General features: G+C 72.9%; 6 protein-coding genes. 1 reads left to right on the top strand and 5 read right to left on the bottom strand.

From position 1 onward, the window contains the following. Positions 1-66: 66 nt before the first annotated feature. Positions 67-1,458 carry a hypothetical protein gene (locus tag POL25_RS02670; protein WP_272084203.1) on the bottom strand — a complete coding sequence of 464 codons (1,392 nt, stop codon included), beginning with the start codon at positions 1,456-1,458 and terminating at the stop codon, positions 67-69. Positions 1,459-1,861: 403 nt separating this feature from the next. Here POL25_RS02670 and POL25_RS02665 point away from each other — a divergent pair, with 403 nt between their 5' ends. Continuing rightward, the gene (locus tag POL25_RS02665) at positions 1,862-2,962 is read left to right on the top strand and encodes a receptor L domain-containing protein (protein ID WP_272084202.1); all 1,101 of its coding nucleotides are present in this window, start codon (positions 1,862-1,864) and stop codon (positions 2,960-2,962) included. 253 nt (positions 2,963-3,215) lie between these two features. On the opposite strand, the gene POL25_RS02660 is transcribed toward POL25_RS02665, so the two are convergent. The 4 genes from POL25_RS02660 to POL25_RS02645 all read right to left on the bottom strand — a co-directional run bounded on the left by POL25_RS02660 (position 3,216) and on the right by POL25_RS02645 (position 18,366). Then, positions 3,216-3,647: a hypothetical protein gene (locus tag POL25_RS02660; protein ID WP_506417448.1), complete on the bottom strand. Its 432-nt coding sequence runs from the start codon at positions 3,645-3,647 to the stop codon at positions 3,216-3,218. A gap of 386 nt (positions 3,648-4,033) precedes the next feature. After that, the gene (locus POL25_RS02655; RefSeq protein ID WP_272084200.1) at positions 4,034-7,615 is read right to left on the bottom strand and encodes a phospholipase D-like domain-containing protein; all 3,582 of its coding nucleotides are present in this window, start codon (positions 7,613-7,615) and stop codon (positions 4,034-4,036) included. 7 nt (positions 7,616-7,622) lie between these two features. Then, positions 7,623-10,802 carry a hypothetical protein gene (locus POL25_RS02650; RefSeq protein WP_272084199.1) on the bottom strand — a complete coding sequence of 1,060 codons (3,180 nt, stop codon included), beginning with the start codon at positions 10,800-10,802 and terminating at the stop codon, positions 7,623-7,625. A gap of 43 nt (positions 10,803-10,845) precedes the next feature. Next, positions 10,846-18,366, bottom strand: coding sequence for a hypothetical protein (locus tag POL25_RS02645; protein WP_272084198.1), 7,521 nt, complete (start codon positions 18,364-18,366; stop codon positions 10,846-10,848). Between the last annotated feature and the right edge of the window lie 587 nt (positions 18,367-18,953).

Below are 18,953 nucleotides of genomic sequence, written 5' to 3'. Positions count from 1 at the left end.
CGGCGGCGCACGTGGGCTTCGACGACCGATCGCGTCGCGCCATGGGAGGCGCGACGGCGCGGGCCTTCAGGTCCTGGCCCGCGCCGGTGGTCTGTGATCGATGCGCTCGAGGGCGCGAACGGTCGCCTCGCGGAGCGCCTCGCGGCCGATCGCCTGCTCGAGCCAACCGTCGATCGCGGTGAACAGATCGATGTGGTTCGCCGCGACGGGGCCGTCGTGGAACATCCGCTCGACCCACGCGCCGGCGATCACCGCCAGCCACTCGCCGCCGAGCTTGCGACGGGCGAGGGCCTTGATGTCCGCCGCGGGGCCGTCCCAGCTGCCCGCGGTGAGCACCGCGTGCGGCAGCAGGCGCAGCACTGTGGCGCCGATCTCCGGCTCCGGCGCGGCGAGGTCGTGCTCGCGGCACAGACGCTCCAGCGCGTCGCGGGTCCGCGCTGCCCGGCGCGGGGCGACCGGGCGCAGCTTGATGTCCGTCACGACGCCCGCGGGCGGCAGTTCGCGCTCGATCATTTCGCGGCGCTCGCGGTCGAGCAGCGCCCAGCGCTGCGCCGGCCCCTCGACGGTGAACAGCCCGCGGCCGGCCGTGCGGAGCACACCGAGGCGCAATCGGCCGTCGCACACGGTGCGTTCGACGAGCTGCGAGCACGGCGAGTCGTCGGCGGCCCGCACCTCGACGATGGCGAGCCCGTCGAGGATCTGCGAGGCCGGGCGCAGGTCGTGGCCGGCGGCCCGCAGGAACTGCTCGGTGACGTCGGCGGGTCCGGTGTGGAAGCCGAGGCCCCACGTCGGTTCGCCGTCGGTGAGCCTGGGCGGCACGATCGCCGCGAGGCGGCCCCCGCGGCCGCCGAGCCTCATGACGAGGGTGGCGAGCGCCAGGCCCTCGTCGACATGATCGAGCTCCGGCTCGGGCAGCGCCGCCATCAAGGCCTCGCACGCGGCGCCGCCGGGCGGGTGGATCCAGAACAAGCACCCGCGAGGTCCTGCGTCCGCCGGCAGGTCCAGCGCGAGGCCCTCGGGCAGGTCGGCGACGCGATACACGATCATGGGCTCCGCGCCGGTAGCGAGCGCGTCGGCGCAATAAAACGCGCCGTCGAACGGGTCGAAGCCGACGACCTCCGGCATGCCGCGCAGGGTCTCGAAGACGAGCAGCAACGCGTCGTAAAGGTCGTCGACGTCGGCCCGGGGATCGCGGGGCAAAATCTCGATCCGTCGCGTCGCGCGGCGCAGCAGCCTGGCGGCGCCCGCGGGTGCCCGCTCCGCGAGCTCCTGCGCCTCCACCCGCACGTGCGGCGCGCGGTCGATCGCCAGCGCGAGCTCGGCGCCCAGCAGGCGCAGCACGATCCGGCTGCTGGAGCGCTCGACCTCGGCGTCCGGCAGCCGCTCCGCGAGCCACCTGGCGATCGCGGCCGCGGTGGGGCCGCGAGGCAAGTACACCTGGGCGCCGCTGTAGCTCACCGGAGGCCTCCGAGCATCGCGCCTGCATAGCAGGGCGCCGGGCAAAGTTGAAGCGCGGGCGGCCGATCCACCGCGTGCGGGGTGCGTCGCCCGGGCCGCGAGCCGTCGCGCCATTGCTGGCAGCGGCCGCGGCGTGCAGCCACCCGCCGAGTTCGCGTCATTGCGGGAGCGACGGATGCAGGTGGCATCCGTCTCGGTTCGGACCCGCGGCGCGGCGGTCCTGGCCCGCTTGACGTCGCAGGGGGGGCTCCTGCGGGCTGTGGCGCCGTTTTGGCCGGCTCCGGCGCGGCCGTGACGGAACGGCCGGGAGGCGGCGACTTACTTTTTAAAACCCACCGGCCGCGCGCGGTCGCCTCGAGCGAGGCGCCGCCGCACCCACTATTTCCGCGCTCAGGAGAATCCTATGACCAGGCTGACCCTATCGTCATCGTCGCACCGCGCCCTCGCGCTCGACTCGCTCGTGCTGACCGCCGGCTTGAGTCTTTTCGCGGCCTGCCCCGGCGAGAGCGGGACCGGGACCGAGACGGCGTCCACGGAGGCGACTGACGCGAGCACGAGCTCGCAGGGCTCCGACGCCACCGGGCCGACGACCTCGACCACCGAGGAGTCGACCGCCCCGCTCACGCCGGACTCCGAATCGAGCGAGGGCAGCTCGGGCGGCGAGACGAGCGAGGGCAGCTCGAGCGGGGAGACGAGCGAGAGCTCGACGAGCGAGGTGAGCTCGACGGGGGAGACGAGCGAGAGCGCGACGGGCGAGAGCTCGACGGGCGAGGACAGCACGACGGGCTCGACGAGCGAGGACAGCTCGACGGGTGAGGGCTCGACCGGCGAACCGATCGACTGCGCGCCCGACCTCGAGGTGCTGGGCGGATCGTTCTCGATCGAGAACTCGCTCGACGTCGCGGCGCTCGCGGCCTACGGGGAGATCACGGGCGACCTGACGATCCACGCGCCCGGCTTGACGAGCCTGGCCGGGCTGCAGTGCTTGCGGCGGGTCGGCGGCGATCTCGAGATCGTGCAAACGGCGCTTGCGAGCCTCGACGGCCTGGACAGCCTCGAGGAGGTCGGCGGTCAGCTCGTCATCGAGGCCAACGCGCCGCTGGCGAGCCTGCACGCGCTCGCCAAGTTGACCTCGATCGGGGCCACGCCGCAGGGGTTCGGCCGCTTCGAGCTGATCGGCCACCCTTCATTAAAAGATCTGCAAGGGCTCGGGGCGCTGAGCTTCGTCGGCGGCAGCGTGAAGGTCTCCGGCAACGGGATCGAGTCGCTCGTGGGGCTCGGCGCGGCGACCATCGACGGCGAGATCCGCTTCGAATACAACGGCGAGCTGGTCGACGTCCTCGACGTGGCGGCGTTCCTGCCGAAGAGCACGGCGTACTTCGGCCACAACAAGAAGCTGTGGTGCGGCAACGCCGAGATGGCGCACGCGCTGATGAAGGCGAACGGCTTCAAGGGCAGCATGGCGCTCTACGACAACCTTGACGGCTGCGGCTTCTCGCCCTGAGTCGCGGCAGAGCGAGTCTCATGGAGCTCGATGCGTGTCGACGGCGCCTCGCCGTCGCGCGCTCGAGCGGTCGCCGCGATGCGCCAGGTCGTGCAGGTCGGCGACGCGGCGCGGGCCCGGATGCTCGCATGGGAGCGACGCGCCGCGATGCGCCGCACGTGCCGCGTCAGGGTGCGCACGCCGGCGATGCGGCGCGCGCCCGGATGCTCGCGCCGGAGCGACGCGCCCTGCTCCGATGGCGCGAGCGCTGGCGTCAGATCGTGCCGCGCCAGCTCGCGCTGCCGAAGTGGAAGTGACGACCGGTCTCGAACAGGTAGTTCTTCCAGTCGACGATGTAGTACTGGAAGACGCCGCCGCTGCCCAGGTTGGTGTTGGCGACGCAGACCGCACAGGCGGCCGGGGTCGGCAGGTCGACCACGAATTCGCGGATCCCGAGGCGATAGCCGTGCACGGCGTTGGGCTGGACCTGGGCCAGCCGCCACAGCGTCTCGGCGAACTTGTAGCCGCGCGCGTCCTGGTAAGCCCCCCGCGCCTCGCGGGCGTCGTTCTCGCTGAGGAAGAAGTTGCTCTCCCCGCCGATGCCCTGCCACAGCTTGGTCATCGGCTCGAGCCGAACGTCGATCCACGAGTCCGCGCTGTAGCCGCTGTCGCTCTGCGCCTTGGATGCCACACTCGATGTACTCACCCCTCTACCCTCCGTCGCCGACGATCTTTACATTCGCGGTCGGCGGCGATCAACGTGCGGTGCTCGCCGCAGGATCGGCTCGGAACCGGGCCTGCGCCGCGCGCGAACGGGCGGCGTGGGGTCGGGATCGAGGCTCACTTCGGACTCGCACGCGGACATGCGCGCAGGGGCGCCTGCGCAGGTGCCGGCTCAGGCGTGAACGGCAGGCTGCCGGCGCGCATGTCCGGGCGGGACCGACCGTGGGTCACCGAGAGGCGGGAGGCGCGGTCGTAGTAGACGTTCTGCCCATGTCGACTCGCCGCTTCGAGGCGGAGCTCGAGTGCGAGTCGTGACGGCGCGGGGCGAGACCTGTCCTTTCGGTCAGGCCTCGCCCGGAGCTCCGCGTATCAGCCCTCGACGATCGCGTGGTCGACGTCGGTGAGGGCGATGAACGCCATCAGCAGGGCCGCGACGCTGGCGAGGTCCAGGTCGTCCTTGCTGCCGTCGGCGTTCCACGCGTCGATGTCGGCGTTCTGCGGCGTGTCGCTCGGGCGCGCGATCGGGATCGCCGACAGGCGGTTGCTGCCGCGGGCGTCGAGCTCGCGGATCGCCCGCACCAGCTCGGCCGGGTCGTCGGGCACGCGTGATGTCGGGATCCCCAGGCGGTCGGCCAGCAGCTGGATCCGGAACGCGCGGACATCCTGCGGGCGGCCGTCGATCACCCGCTCGTCGAACACCGCGGCCGCCAGCGACGAGTCCCACGACAGGCCGCGGCGCCACAGGTGGGTCGTGCCGGTCAGCGCGAACGCGTCGTCGATCACCACCGAGGTGCTGGTGAACCGCACGGCCCGGTCGGCGCCGGCGCCCGGGGAGAACAGCGCGAAGCGATCGCCGCGGGTGGCCCGCATGGCGTCGACGGCGGTGAGCAGGCAGTGGTCGCGGACCTCCTGCAGCCGCTTCGGCGTGCCGGGCCCGAGCAGGCTCGGCACGCACAGGATCACGCGCAGGCCGGGGCGCGCGCCCATGCGGGCGACCAGCCGCGTCCACCATTCGACGTTGTCGCCGCCGTGATCGATGGGCATGGCGTCGACGGCGGGGGTCTCGACGTAGACGAAGTCCTGGGCGCGATCGATCGCCGCGAGCAGGGCCTGGAGGGTCTCGCGGGCGCCGGAGGCCGCGGTCTGGATCCGGCGGTCGAGGGCGCGGGTGATCGAGGCGGTGGGGCCGGTGACGGCGTCGCGCAGGGCGGTGCCGGCGGCGCCCTCGACCGGGATGTTGTCGTCGAGCCAGTCTGCGAGCTCGTCCTCATGCTCGCTGAAGGGGAACTGCTCGTCGTCGACCGCATCGTAGCCGACGCCCGGGCGGCCCTCCATGCCGAGCGCCGTGGTGCGCAGCACCGCGACCACCGGGCCCGGATCGGCGCCGTCGGCGATCGTCGGCAGCGCCGTGACGGCCTCGGCCGCCACCGCGAGCTCGCTCTGGATCGTCGCCGAACGGTCGGGCTCGACCAGCGCCTGGACCTCGGCGAACGACAGCCCCGCGGTCCGCTCGCGCACGTACTCGGCGACCGCGACCGCCGGCGCGCCGGTGAGGCGCACGCCGGTGCCGTGGAGCTCGATCGCCGCCGGCACGCCGGGGTGACCGAGGAAGAACTCGCGGGCCGACTCGAGCGCCCACGGAACCGGCGGCGCGGTGCCGATGACGGCGGTCGCCGCGTCGTCGCCGACAGTGGCCGCTGCGACCTCGAGGCGGTCGAGCAGCGAGTACGGGGTCGACGACGCGGAGGTCAGGCCGACGGCCAGGCGATCGAAGTAGTGCAGGCGGTTGCCGACGATCGTGTCGAGGCCGCCGCGCGGGTTGCCGCCGGCCGTCGGGGTGCGTGGCAGCGGGCGCCCGAGCACGTCGGCGCGATCGGGGGTCGAGCCGAACGCGGGCGACGTCAGCGACACGATGTCGGTCGCCTGCAGGCGGTTGCGCAAGGTGTCGGCGTCCCACGCGGCGGCCGGGATCGCGGTGCGATCGACGATCGTCGGCGTGGCCGTCAGCAGCACCACGTGGCCGCCCGGGGGCACCGCGCCGTTCGGCAGGGCGCCGGAGCCGGTGGCCCCGGTCTCGCACACCACCCAGTCGCCGGCGATCGTGGTCGCCGCGATGCCGCCGACCGGCGCGGGGCGGGCGAAGCGACGGTCGGCGTAGCGGCGCTGGGCCGCGACGGCGCCGGTGCTGTCGGGCAGCAGGACCAGGGTGTCCATGCCGAGCAGGCCGCTGGCGCCGAGCGTGCCGTTGAGCAGCACCATCGTGAACTGGGCCACGCCGGCCGCATTGACGCGCCCGGCCCCGCCGGTGGTGCGGAAATGCAGGCCGACCTCGAGGTTGAAGCCGAGCGGCCAGGCCCGCACCCACGCGCCGGCGCAGGCGGTGCCGAGGTTGACCTCGACGAGCACGGTCTGCTGATCCTGGGCCAGCGCGCCGCCGCCGGTCAGCGCGCGCACGCGGTACTGGCCGGCCGTCGGGACCGCGGCGCCGCTGTCGGCGAGGGTCGTCGGCAGCGGGCCCGCGCCGGGGGTCGGGGCCGCGGCGCTCGGGGCCCCGCCCCACGCGAAATCGCCGAGGCCGAGCACCAGGCGCGACGGGTCGTCGGTGTTGGGCACCGCGAGCAGGGCGTCGGCGGCGGCCTGCGAGTGCGTCAGCAGCACGCCGTCGGGGGTGCTGGTGCGGTGGACCTCGATGCGCGTGCTCGGGCGGTTCTGGGCCGACCGCAGGCGCTCCTCGGTGGTGGTGGCGTCCTCGCGGCTGTCGCGGCGGGCCAGGCCGACCAGGTGGCGCTCCTCGTCGACCACGGCCACGCGCACGAAGTCTCGCGTGAGGCCGGCGTGCACCGGTCCGCCGGGCCACAGCGTCGCGGTGGTCCCGTAGTTGCCGGTCGGCAGCACCGCCATGCGGGCCCGCGGGGCGTCGTCGACCTGCGGGTTGTCGGCCGTCGGCGGGGTGCCCGGCGCGGGCAGGGCGGCGAAGGTCAAGGCGATGTCGTCGTTGTCGGCGACCAGCACGAGCGCGTCGTTGGCGACCGCGCCGTCGACCTGCAGGCGACCGCCGAGGAACGGGGCGGCGAGCGGACCCTCGTGGGCGTCGACGAGGTGGGCGGTCCGCTGGGCGGCGAACTGCACGACCACCGGTCCGCCGCCCTGCTGCGGATAATCATTGGCCTCGATGTCGGGCGCGAGCAGCTGGATGTCGGCGTCGCCGGTGGCCGGGTCGTCGCCGACGGCGGTCGCCAGCAACCACGACCACCAGCAAGCGACGGCGCCGGGATCGATGGCGCGGCCGCGGCGATCGAAGGCCCACAATTGGACCTCGCCGTTGAGGTCCTGCAGCAGGACGTCGCGGTCGCCCGCGGCGCCGCCGGGCCGGCGCAACCACGTCATCGGCAGGGCCGCGTTGACGAGGTTGCCGCCATTGAGGGCGAGGCCGATCGCGGCCATCTTCTCGGCCGGGTCGCCGCCGGGGATGTCGCCTTCGCCGCCGAAGAACGGGTAGAGGCCGGCGGGCGTCAGCGGGGTCGCGGCGGGCAGCACGATCGCCAGGCTGCGGACCTGCGGGCGGGTCGGCGCGGCGGCGGCGGTCGGTGGATCGGTGACGGGGTTGGCGGTCGCGGCGGGCACGAGGCCGACCAGCGCGTGCAGCCGGGCCTCGACCTCGGGCAGCAGGCGGAAGTAGGCGACGATCCGGCCGGCCGGGAAGGGGAACGCGCCGCTGCTGTCCTGCAGCGCGTCGAGGGTCGCCGGGGTGGCGCCGCCGGTGACGAACAGGCTGAGCGTGCCGGTCGCCGGCGCGAACCAGTCGGTGTCGGCGGCGAAATCGACGGTCAGCCCGAGCCGCTGCGCGGGGTCGGGGACGCCGAGGTTGACGTCGGCCGCGGAGAACCATGGCCCGAGGACGGGGGCCATGATGCCGAGGTTGTCGATCGGAGGATTCAGCGTGATGGCCATCGGGACCTCAGATCTGGTTGGAGAGCGCGGCGTCGCTGCGGCGGCCGACGGGGTCGAGGATGGAGACGGTGACGTAGGTGCCGGCGGGCGCTTCGCCGGGGTCGGTGCCGATCCACGTGTCGCCGGCGCCGCGGATGAACGCGACCTCGCGTCGCTCGGGGCGCGCGTCGGGCTGGACCCGCCACAGCTCGAAGCGGTGCGGCCCGAGCGGGGTGCCGCCCAGCGCGTCGGCGTGCGGGTGGGTGAGGGTGATCTGCAGCGCGCCGGGGATGTTCTGAACCACGATGCCGGACGCGGCCGCGGGTGGGTCCGGCGGGATCGCCGAGACCGTGGCCGCGGCGCTGGCCTCGCTCCACTCGCCGGGCAGGATCACGCCGACGGTCGGCGCGCCGGGTGGGTCGTCGGCCTGGACCTCGACCGCGAACTTGTAGATGCGCCACGGCTTCAGCGGGGCGGCGGCGAGGATGTCGAAGCTCGTGCCCTCGCCGTCGACCTCGGCGCCGCTCACCGGGCCGGTGTCGACGATCCGCATGGCGAGTGACTCGCGGGTCGGCGTGCTGGTCCGCCGCAGGCGCCAGGCCTTCGGCGCGGCCTTGCTGCGCGGGACCTTGACGCGCAGCTTGACGCCGTCGGTGGTCGGATCGAGGCCGGCGTTGAGGACGGCGACCTGCGGCCGCGTCGGCGGGCCGAGGTTCGGCACCGCGAACGGGACCAGGTCGGCCTGCGACATCTCGGACAGCGCGCCCGAGGGGCCCTCGCCGAGCACGCGGTAGATCACCAGCACCTCGAGCGAGCCCGACACGCGGTGGACGAAGCGGGTGGTGGTGCCGGTGGCGACGATCGGCTGCTTGGTCAGGCCCTCGAAGTGGTCCCAGCCGAACAGCGCCTTGTACTGCTTGAACTTCTCGGCCCGCGGGGCGCCGGGCTCGGCGGCGAGGATCTCGTTGCGGGCGGTGACGTGGCCGCCCTGCTGCAGCGCCTTGAGCAGCAGGGTCTCGTTGCTGGCGAACACGCGGTAGCGGGTGCCGACGGTGGTGGTGAAGTCGAGGTCGACGCGCGCGTGGCCCTCGGCGTCGGGCCGGGCGGTCCAGCGCAGCTCGGTGATCACGGGCGGCGGGGGCGGCGGGCGCGGGTCGGTGATCGTGCGCTGGGCCGGCAGGGCGTCGGGCGAGACGAGGCCGAGCACGTCGAACCAGCGGGCGGTGTAGGTGACCTTGCGCGAGCCGCAGCGCGGCAGGTCGGGGCCGTCACGGACGATGCGCAGCATGTCAGGCGTGGGCGGATCCGTGTCGATCACGGCCGGCGCGGGGCTGGCGAGGATGTAGCTGACGGTGGTGGTGGGGCTGCCCTCGAAGGTCTCGTCGAGCTCGAGGCTGGCCAGGTGGGCGCCGCCGGGCGGCAGCTCGGAGACGCGGGGGATCGGGATGCGCAGGGTGATGGTGCCGTGCAGCGGGCCGGTCTGCACCGGCTCGGCGACGGTCGGCGGCTCAGGGTAGATCTCGATGACCGGGCGCATCGGCGGCGTGCGGGCCTTCGCCGGGGCCAGCAGCGTGCGCCACGGCGACCACCGGCCGAACCAGTCGCCCTCGGCGAGGCGGTAGAACACGGCGCCCGCGGGGGCGTCGCGCTCCTCGAAGCGGCCCTCGCCGGGGCCGCCTTGATCGATCGGGCGCGACACCACCAGCGGTAGCGGCAGGCCCGGCGGCAGCGGCTCGCCGACGATGAGCCGCCCGTACTTGGGGAACGCGTGCAGGGTGCGGTCGCCGCGGACGTCGGTGGCCGCGAGCGCAGCGACGGCGTGCGGGCGGAATTTGCTGGCGAGCAGGCGCAGGGCCCGGCGCACGTGGGGCGGCGGCGGCTCGGCGAGCCAGCCGCGGTCCTCGGCGCTGTCGAAGGTCATCGCCGGCGGCAGCTCGGGCGGGGTGCCGACGAACGCGACCGCGGTGGCGTGGAGGTCGACGAACGGCCCCTTCTCCTTGGGCCCGATGCCCCACTCCGTGAGCTCGGGGAAGCTGGCCTGGACGGCCTTGCTGTCGGCGCGCACGGCCGCGGCGAACGACTGCTGCTGGGCCGAGTTCCACTGCTTGGCGCGCCAGCGCCACAGCCCGCGCACGCGGTAGAACACCAGCGAGCCGGCGCCGGCCGGGGGCTTGGTGTCGACGTCGCCGAAGCCGAGGAAATGGCCGACGTCGGGGTCGACGGCGCCGGCGAGGATGAATGGTTCGACGGGCACGCGGATGTCGCCGTCCTTGCCGTCGACGTCCTGCTTGTCGGTGACCTGCCAGGTCTCGACGCTGGTGTCGTCGAGCACGAGGTCGAGCCAGCGATCGATCTCGCTGCGGACCTGATCGACGCGCACCATGGCGTCGTCGGGGATCGCCGACGGGGCGGTCACCGGGGCGGTCGCGGTGTGGGCGACGTACATGGGCAGGCGGGTCGCGCCGGCGCGATGAACCCGATCCTTGGCCTCCGACTCGGCGTTGGCGGTCGGGATGTAGCGGGCCTTCTGCTTGACCGGCAGGCTCCACACCTGCCACAGCTGATCGCCCATCTGGGCCTTCTTGAGCGCGGCGTCGTCGAGCCAGCGGATGCCCTTGACGCTGCCCTTGCCGACCACGCGCACGCGCTGGATCGTCCACGCGGCGAGGGCGTAGCGCTCGCTCGAGCGCGAGAGGATCGGCGCCGAGCCGACGCCGGTGCTGGTCAGCGCCTCGAAGCGCAGCACGCCCGCGGGCTGCTGCTGGTCGCCGAGGATCGGGTCGATCGTGGCGACGAAATGTTCGAGTTCCTTCTCGTCCTTGAACTCGCCCTTGATCAGCTCGCCGATGTCCTTGAACGGCGGCGGCTTGGGCGGGTCGAGCTTGTCACCCGGCTCGGCCTGCAGCTCGGCCCAGAACACGTCGGGCGCCGGGAAGTAGCCGTACACCGGGTTGTCCGGGGTGACCTCGAACGGGATCGTGCGCGGCTCGCCGTGGCTGTCGATCCAGGTGACCCCGCCGTCGTGCACGAGGTGCTTGAACTTGTCGAGGTCGAGGACCGCGCGGTACACGACCAGCGGCGCGGCAGGCAGGCCGAGGCGCGCCGACGGCAGGGCACGGACGTGGATCCCGATCGGGAGGTGCGTGTCGCCGACGCCGTCGATCGCCTCGGCATGGAACGCCCACACGGGGGCCTGAATGCTGCTCATCGTGACTCCTGCGCGGTGGGGGTGGGAAGCGTGGTCGTCGGCATCAGTCGCCCTCCTCCAGCACGAACAGCGGGCGGTCGACGAGCGGCGCGGCCCCGATGGCGCCCGGGCTGCCGTTCTCGCGGAACCTGAGCTCGAGGTCGTAGATGCGGCCGCCGGTCATGGCGATCGGGGCGTTGGCGGTGAAGATGCAGCGGGTGCCCGCGGCGTTGCGGACGCGCTCGGTGAGCGAGGCCAGCAGGGCCCGCGCGGTGACGAGGTGCGGCGGCGCTGGCAAGGGCACCAGCTGCTCGAAGGTGCGGTGGAGCTGGAGGCTCATCACCTCGAGCCGCGGCGGCGGGGTCGGCTGATTGAGGGCGCCGGTGCGCAGCCCGGCGCGCCACACCGGCTCGTCGGCCTCGATCAAGACACCGGCGATGCGCCAGGGCTGGTTCGGCGCGGCCGGTTGCTGCCACAGCAGGGTGGTGCGCGGGGCGGGCGGCAGCGGCCACGGGTCGAGGCCGAGCGCCGTCAGGGCGGCGTCGAGCTCGGTGTCGCCGATCGCCAGCGATCCAGCGGGCAGCGGGGCGACGATCAGGGCGTCGTTCGGCGGGGACAGGCCGACCGGGGTGGCGAACCCGAGGGCGCGCAACATCTCGGTCGGGTTGCGGTAGCGCGAGGTCCGGAAGTGGCTGCGGGCGATCGGGACCTCGGGGAACGCGTCGACGATCTTCGGCGCGGCGTTGAGCAGCAGGTCGTACTCGGTGCGCGGCTCGAGGTCGGCGGTGACGGACACCGAGGACGAGCCGACGGCCGGGGTGCCGCCGACGCACGGGGCGGCGACGACGGCCTCGACGAGCTGCTGATCGGCGAGGAACCAGGTGCTGGTGTCGACCTTCCATTCGACGGCGACGGTCACGTCGAGCACGTGCAGGCCGCCCGAGGGATGTGAGGCGGCCGGGTCGATCGAGCCGGCCGGCGGCCGCGTGTGAAGCACCTTGACCTGCAAGGTGCGGTCGTACTTGTCGACCAGCGACTCGAGGTGATCGACCATGAACCAGAAGCCGGCGTGGTCGTCGAGGAAATGCGGCGGATCCTCGTGCGAGGGCGCGGCGCGGGTGAGGTAGCGAGCGACGCCGCGAGGATCGAAGGTCCGCTCGTCGAAGCCCGGGCCGCCCTGGGCCGGGTTCTCGAGGCTCGAGCTCTGGACCGCGGGCGGCGCGGCGGCCAGGCCGAAGGCCGCGGTCTTGAAGCGGTAGCGCTCGGGCAAACCGGGTGGGTCGAGCCAGCCGCCGGCGCTCGGCGGCGGCGGGTCCTGGCCGGGGCTCGCGGGGCGGAAGCCCTGGTACTGCCATTCGACCCGGATCTCGTAGGTCGCGGCGTCTTCGAGGTAGGTCTTGTGCGTCGGCTTGTTGTCGAGCGCCGCGGCGACCCAGAGCTGCAGCAGGTTCACGAGCGAGGCGCGGTAGTCGACCTCGGCCTGCTGGGCGGCGCGCGCCTCCATGGTCACGCCGCACAGGGCGACCAGGGCGACGTCGCCGCGGTTCCACGGCGCGACCTCGAGGCGGGTCCAGCCGTCGCTCTGCGGCAGCTTGTAGCGGACCTTGGGGCACTCGCCGTCGCCCTTGAGGACCTCGGGCTCGAGCGCGGTCTGCTTGTCGTGGATGTCGATGGCGATCACCCGCGGCCACTCGCTGGGCTTGAACGGGACGAGGTCGAGGATCGGCCGCTTGCGGCCCCAGCAGACCTCGTAAAGAACCGGCTGCTTCTCGCCGGTCAGGCGCATCTTGACGATCCCCGGGGCCTCGATCCGCAGCCACTGGCGGCCGGCGCCGACAGTCTGGGCCGTGCCGAGCACCACGTTGTTGGGGCCGTAGGCGGTCAGGGTCGCGGTGCTGCCGTTGGGGTCGACGTCGACCGCGACCGCGTCGATCGTGCCCGGGTACTGGCCCTCGAGCACGTTCTTCAGCAGGCGCAGCGCCCACACCTGGCCGATGAGGACCGGCTGCAGCGAGCTGCCGGAATATTTGGTCTTCGAGGCGCCGACGAAGCCCTCGATCAGGCCGTCGCCGCTCGGCATCGGGTCGCACACGCCGCTTGTGATGACCGCGGTCTCCTTGTCGCTGCAGACCTCGAGCACCAGCTCGCCCTCCAGCAGCGGCTTCGACAGCGGCAGCACGATCGGCGCGGTGCCGACGATCTTGCCGACGGCGCGCCACGACGGGAACCGCCAGCCTTCTTCGAGTACGGTGCCGTGGAGGTCGATGGCGCCGTGCAGCGGGGCGACGGCGCCGGGGATCCAGGTCCAGCCGGCGTCGGCGCCGAGGCCGGCCAGCATGCCGGCGTCGAGGCCGTCGGCGAACCTGGCGAACAGCTTGAAGCGGCTCGGGAACACCGCGCCGGCCGGCGGCTCGGCCGTGAAGGCGCCGAGCACCCCGTACGCGTAGACGCGGGCGCGGCCGTAGGCGCACGAGGGCCCCGCCGCGGCGACCTCGTCGCAAAGGTGCTCGACGGTGTTGCCGGGGTTGCCGGGGACCTCCTGCGAGCCCTCGCCGAGCCAGCGCGACCAGGCGCGCGGGTCCCAGCTGAACAGCCCGAGCTCGCGGCCCTCCTCGGTGCTGGGGCCGGTGTTGTCGCCGCCCTCGATGATCGACTTGCGCCACGACGGCATCCACCAGGCGGCGTCGAACGGCCCGGGCACGTGGGTGTAGTGCGCCGCGTTGTTCGGGTCGGCGCCGGTCAGCCTCCACAGCGTGACCTGCTTGAGCCGGAAGGCGTACTTCAGCTCGGTCGAGCCGCTCCACGGCGACAGCGCGGCCGGAGCGGCCAGCCGGCGCTCGAAGTCGGCGGTGCCGCCGAGGCCGTCCTGGGCGTAGTGGGCGAAGCGCAGCACGGCGATGGTGTCGGGCCACACCGTCGGCGCCGCGCCGACGCCGTTGCGCGCCGCGGCGCCCTTGACGACCGCGAGGTGGTCGCACAGGTCCATGCCGGCGATCGGCGACTCGGGCACCGGGATGTTCGACGGCGGGTCGTCGCCGATCCGGATGTCGACGCAGCCGGAGATCTCGAAGAAGAACAGGTCGACGTGGCCGCAGAAGTGGCCCTCGAAGTAGCTGTAGCCGGGCGACACGTGGAAATGCACGAGGCCGTCGACGCCGACCGAGATCAGCACGAGGTCGAGCTCGCCCTTGATGCCGGCGGCGCCGGCGAACAGCAGCGGCTTGGTGCCGAGGCCGACCAGCAAGAAGGCGCTGATCTCGAGCTTGAACGGGCCGGCCGACCACTTGAGGTCGAAGCCCGCGCCCATGCCGATCGAGAAGCCGTCGAAGTCGAGCGGCTGGGCCAGGTCGAGCGGGACCAGCGTGCCGCCGAGGCCGTGGAGCTGGCGCTCCTCGATCATGACGAACGCCCAGGCGCGCACGTCGAGGATCGTCGGCAGCAGGATGATGGAGACCGGGTTGCCCGGGCGGGTCGCGTGGTTGTCGGAGCCGATCCGGATGTACCAGGCGTCGCCGCCGGCGAGCGGGAAGTAGGCGGAGATCGGGATCTCGAGCTTGAGGACCTTGGGGATGTCGTACGAGCCGCGCACGCCGATCATGATCGAGTCGGGCTCGATCAGGACCATGCCGAGGATCCGCAGGCCGCCGGGAGGGGCAGCCGTGCCCGACTCGGTGGCGGCGCTCTTGCGCTGGGTGACGAGCTTGGCGTCGATGCCGAAGATCACCGAGACGTCGGGGAAGCCGATCGTCAGCGAGCCCTCGGCGTTGAAGGTGAAGCCGCTGTCGGGCAGGGTGCCGACCACGGCGCCGACGCCGAAGGCGTACTGGCCCGACTTGCGCTTGTACTTGAGCTGGGGCGCGCGGGTGTACCAGTCGAGCTGGCGCTGCACCGGCTCGGGGTTGGTGAGGCCTTCGAGGTTGCGGGTGCCGTTGGCGACGAACCGGCCGATGAAGCCGAAGATGCCGAAGCCGGTGGCGCCGAGCGGGATGCCGACCGGGAGCTGCACGCCGACCTCGACCGAGACGAAGTCCTGGTCGACGGCGAGCGCCCCGTAGGCGCTGAGCTTGGCCGGGATGACCTCGAGCGACAGCAGGGCGCGGAACGAGCCGCCGTCGCCGAGAGTGACCGAGCCCTTGCCCTTGAGCGCGCCGGGGATGTCGATCGAAGCGGTGAGGCCGCGGAACTCGACCTTGAACGGGGCGCTCTCGTCGGGCAGGTTGACGCGGATGGTCGCGCCCTCGAGGCGGACGACGCCGAGGTCGAGCGCGAACTCGAGGTCGAACTCCATCCACTGCGAGCCGTGACCCATGCGCGAGGCGGCGATCCGGATCAGGTTGCCGAGCGGGCCGCCGAGGCTCCACGTGCCGGGGTCGACGACCTCGACGCTCATGCTGTCGTAGGTCAGGGCGACGCCGGCGAGCCCGCCCTCGGGCTTGCCGGCGAAGCGCAGGCCGACGCCCTTGTAGCGCATGCGCAGGTGCCCGGTCAGCGAGCCCGCGCCGGCGACGCTGACGTTGATCCGCAGGTCGATCGTGTAGTCGACGGTGGCGGCGACCTGGGCGGCGCCGTTCCACTTGTACGAGATGGCGAGCTTGTCGATGTCGACGCTGCTCTCGGGGCCGCTGCCGGTGTTGAGCAGCTCGCCGATGGCGGCGCCGACGGCGAGGATCGCCGCGGCCGCGACGAACTGACCGAAGGCGCCGTCGACGACGTCGGCGGGGTCGGCCAGGGCCGTGATCACCGGCCCGAACGCGAGGGCCCCGGCGAGCGCGTCGCTCTGCCAGGTCAGCGCGCCGTCAGGCAGGCTGAGGGCGCCGCTGGCCTCGGTCTGGCCGCTGCGCGCGTCGTAGGCCCAGCGCAGCAGCAGCTCCCAGTAATCGGGCCCGGTCGGCGGCGGCAGCGGCGGCGGGTTGCCGCTGGTGCTCGCGGGCAGCTCGATCTGCGCGGCCTTCCAGGCGACCAGCGCCTCGGCCTCGGTCGGGATGGCGTCGGCCGGGCTGACGACGGTGGGGCTGTCCCACTTGACGCGCAGGCGCACGCGGTAGTCGGTCGGCGGCGGCTTGGTGGTGGTCGAGCTGACGCCCGGATCGGGGGCGCCGTCGGGGCCGGGCACGAGGAACCGCGTCGGCACGCCCGGACCCGGGATCACGGGCCCCGGCGCCGGCGGGGCGGTGGTGTCGACCACGTAGATCTCGGCGCAGCGGTACGGCGGGCGGTTGGAGTCGTTGATCGCGGCGCTGCGATCGGTGGTGCTGTCCGCGTTCCACTTGCGGTTCCACACCGGGAACGCGGTGGCCGCGAACGTCGGCGACTGCGGCCACGGCAAGGCCAGGCGGCGGGCGCCGGAGAACCGCGCGGGCGGGCTGCCGGCCGGCGGCGAGCCGAAGCCGGCCGACTCGATGGCGATGGTGATGTCGGTGAGCGCGACGCCGGCGGCGATCAGCGCGTCACGGGCCGCCTCGGCGCGGCGGGTGGCGAGGGTGTTGTTGTAGGTGTCGTTCTCGGCCTTGTTGCCGTTGAGCTTGAGGTCGTCGGTGCGGCCGAGGACGTAGAACTTGCGCCCGTTCGCGGTGCCGAGCGCGGCGATCCAGGTGGTGAGCTGCTGATGGACGTTGTTGCCGCCGGGGCCCGGGCGGCCGGTGAAGCCGAGCGCGAGCGGGTGGGCGTCGGGCTCGTGCAGTCCGGCGCCCGCGGTCGAGCTGCCGGCGTAGGGGTAGAGCACGCGGATCGGGGTGTTCTGATCCCAGGCGTACTGGACCTGCACGACCCGCGGGGTCTCGTTGGGCAGCACCGGCTGCGGCGGCGGATCGGTGGCGCCGGTCGGGACCGGGACCTCGACCTCGGCGTCGGCGCCCTGCGGGACTGTGATGTCGGCGGCGGCGATCGTGGCCGAGTTCGGCGCGGCGGGCCGCTCGGCGCGCTTGTGGAAGGGGGTGGCGAGGAAGGTGTCGATGACCGCGGTCGGGGTGGCGGGGCCGGTGCCCACCACGGTGACCCGCGACGGCGAGGCGTTGACGGCGGTGCTCTGGTGACCGACGGCGATCGGGCCGGTCGGCACGACGTCGATGCGCACGCGCCGGCTGCCGTCGCTGTTGCTGACGACGAGGTCGACGGTGGTGGTGCCGACGGGCAAGAGCGGCAGGGCGAACGAGGCGACGCCGGTGCGGCTGGTCGGCGCGCCGCCGGTGCCGAGGGTCCAGTCACCGGTGCCGCTGCGCAGCTGCAAGTTGACGGTCGCCAGCAGCTCTCGCGGGCCGCGCAGGTGCAGCACGTTGTTGAGGGTGTCGGCGCCGATCGTGGCGTCGACGAGCGGGCCGGTGCCGGTCGGCCCGCCGGCCTGGCGCGGGAAGCTGACGCTCACCTCGACGAGCTCACGCTGATCGGCCGGGATGGCGGTCGGCGGGGTCGCGGTGTTGTCGGCGGTGCTGGGATGGCCGACCCGCAGGCGGTAGCGCAAGCGGCCGGAGGCGGGCCCCTCGAACCATGGGGTGGTGGGGGTGGTGCCCTCGGTGTCGTCCGGCAGCTTCCACCACACGCCGACGACGGCGAGGTCGGTGTGACCGGGGATGAGCTCGCCGGCGCCGACTTCGAACACGGCGCGCAGCCGCTGCGATTCGCCGCCGGGGCCGACGGCGATCGCGTACTCGAGCGCGGTGCCCTTCGGCGGGATCGTGGTCTCGGGGACTTCGACCTCGCCGGTGCCCTGCTGCTGCTTGATCGCCAGCCGGCTGTTGTAAACGTCGGCGAAGTCCTGGCCGAACTCGATCCGCAGCTCGCCCTGGAGGCCGCCCGGATCGCCGAGGATCACGTCGCGGGCGCTGACCGAGAGGCTGTGGACGAGCGGGGTCTCGGGCGGAAAGTAAAAGGTGGTCTCTTTGAAGGCGAGGCCCTGCCAGGCCTCGTCGTGGCCGCGCGCCATGATCTCGGCGGGGGTATAGGTGCTGCTCAAATCGATGACGAATTGATCGAGCGTCATGCCGTATTGCGAGCTGCCGAACAGGAAGCTCGGCGGCCGCGCGGTGAGGCGAATGACGGCGCCGGTCGGGGCGGTCGGATCGAGCGGGTCCGGTGAATCGACGACCTGGACCTGGGTGCCGCCCGCCCCGCCGCCGCTGATCCGTACGACGCCGCGCGCGACCAAATAGACGCGGTCCGCCGGCGGGGGCCGGACCAGCGGCTCGAGCGTGAGCGGGGTGACGCCCGTGCCACCGACCGGCCGCGCCGGCCGTACGCCCGGGAGCAAGACCTCGACGTCCCACACCTGGATGTCGATGGTCCACAGCGACGGCTCGCCCTCCTGCTGGCCCGCCGGCGGGGCCCCAGGCCGGCGAATCGCCAGCCGGAACGGGAGCCCGTGCGTCAGGCCGGGGATCCGCAGCGCCCAGTCGGAGGTGTCGAGGTCGAGCGCGTCGGCGATCGACTGCAGCGTGCCCTCGTGGAGGAAGTAGTCGTCGCTGGTGGTGGACCGATGGTCCAAGATCGTGAGGATGCCGATCTGCTCGACGATGCCATCGGGGATCTGCAACGCGACCCCGGTGGTTTGCGGCAACAGATCGAGGATGCTGATCCCACGACGGACGGCCATGGAACGAGATTAGTGGACGTCGATTCGAGGCGTAATAGGGAATCCGCGTACTGCATGGGCGACGATCGGCTCGCTGGCGAGCGAATCGCGGGTCCGCAGGTCGATAACGATCGCCGATTCGAACATTAACCGACCGGCCCGCAGGCCAAGGCCCGATTCGCGGATGATTGTGCACACCGCGGATCCGCGCGCCGGAGATCTCTCGCCGTTCCGCGGCGGCGCCGTTCCGCGCCGACAGGCCATTCGTGGCGGGAAGGACATGTCATTCGGGGCATGAACGATTGGTCATAGCGGCGGCGTCGGGATTCGCTTAAATAGCGCGAATCGCCGTGTGCGAGGGTGCTGTTGGGTTTTCACCGCGGGCGGACCGCGGGCCGGTCGCCCGGCGTGCGATCACCGGCGCGCGATCGGAGACGGATGGGCGTCATCCTTCTATAAGGATGGCGTGTCGCAGCGGCGGGTGGGGGCAAAAGGGTCCGTCGCGGGGCCGCGTCCCCCCTGGGTGGCGCGAACCGTAGATCCACGTCAGCACATTTCTGACGCATGTCGCGGCATACACGAGGCCGTGAATGAACGATGCGCGCATT

The sequence above is a fragment of the Nannocystis bainbridge genome (genome assembly GCF_028368995.1).
In the GTDB taxonomy this organism is placed as follows: domain Bacteria; phylum Myxococcota_A; class Polyangia; order Nannocystales; family Nannocystaceae; genus Nannocystis; species Nannocystis bainbridge.
Note: the sequence above shows the minus strand (reverse complement) of the source record. Positions and strands in the feature narration are given on the sequence as shown.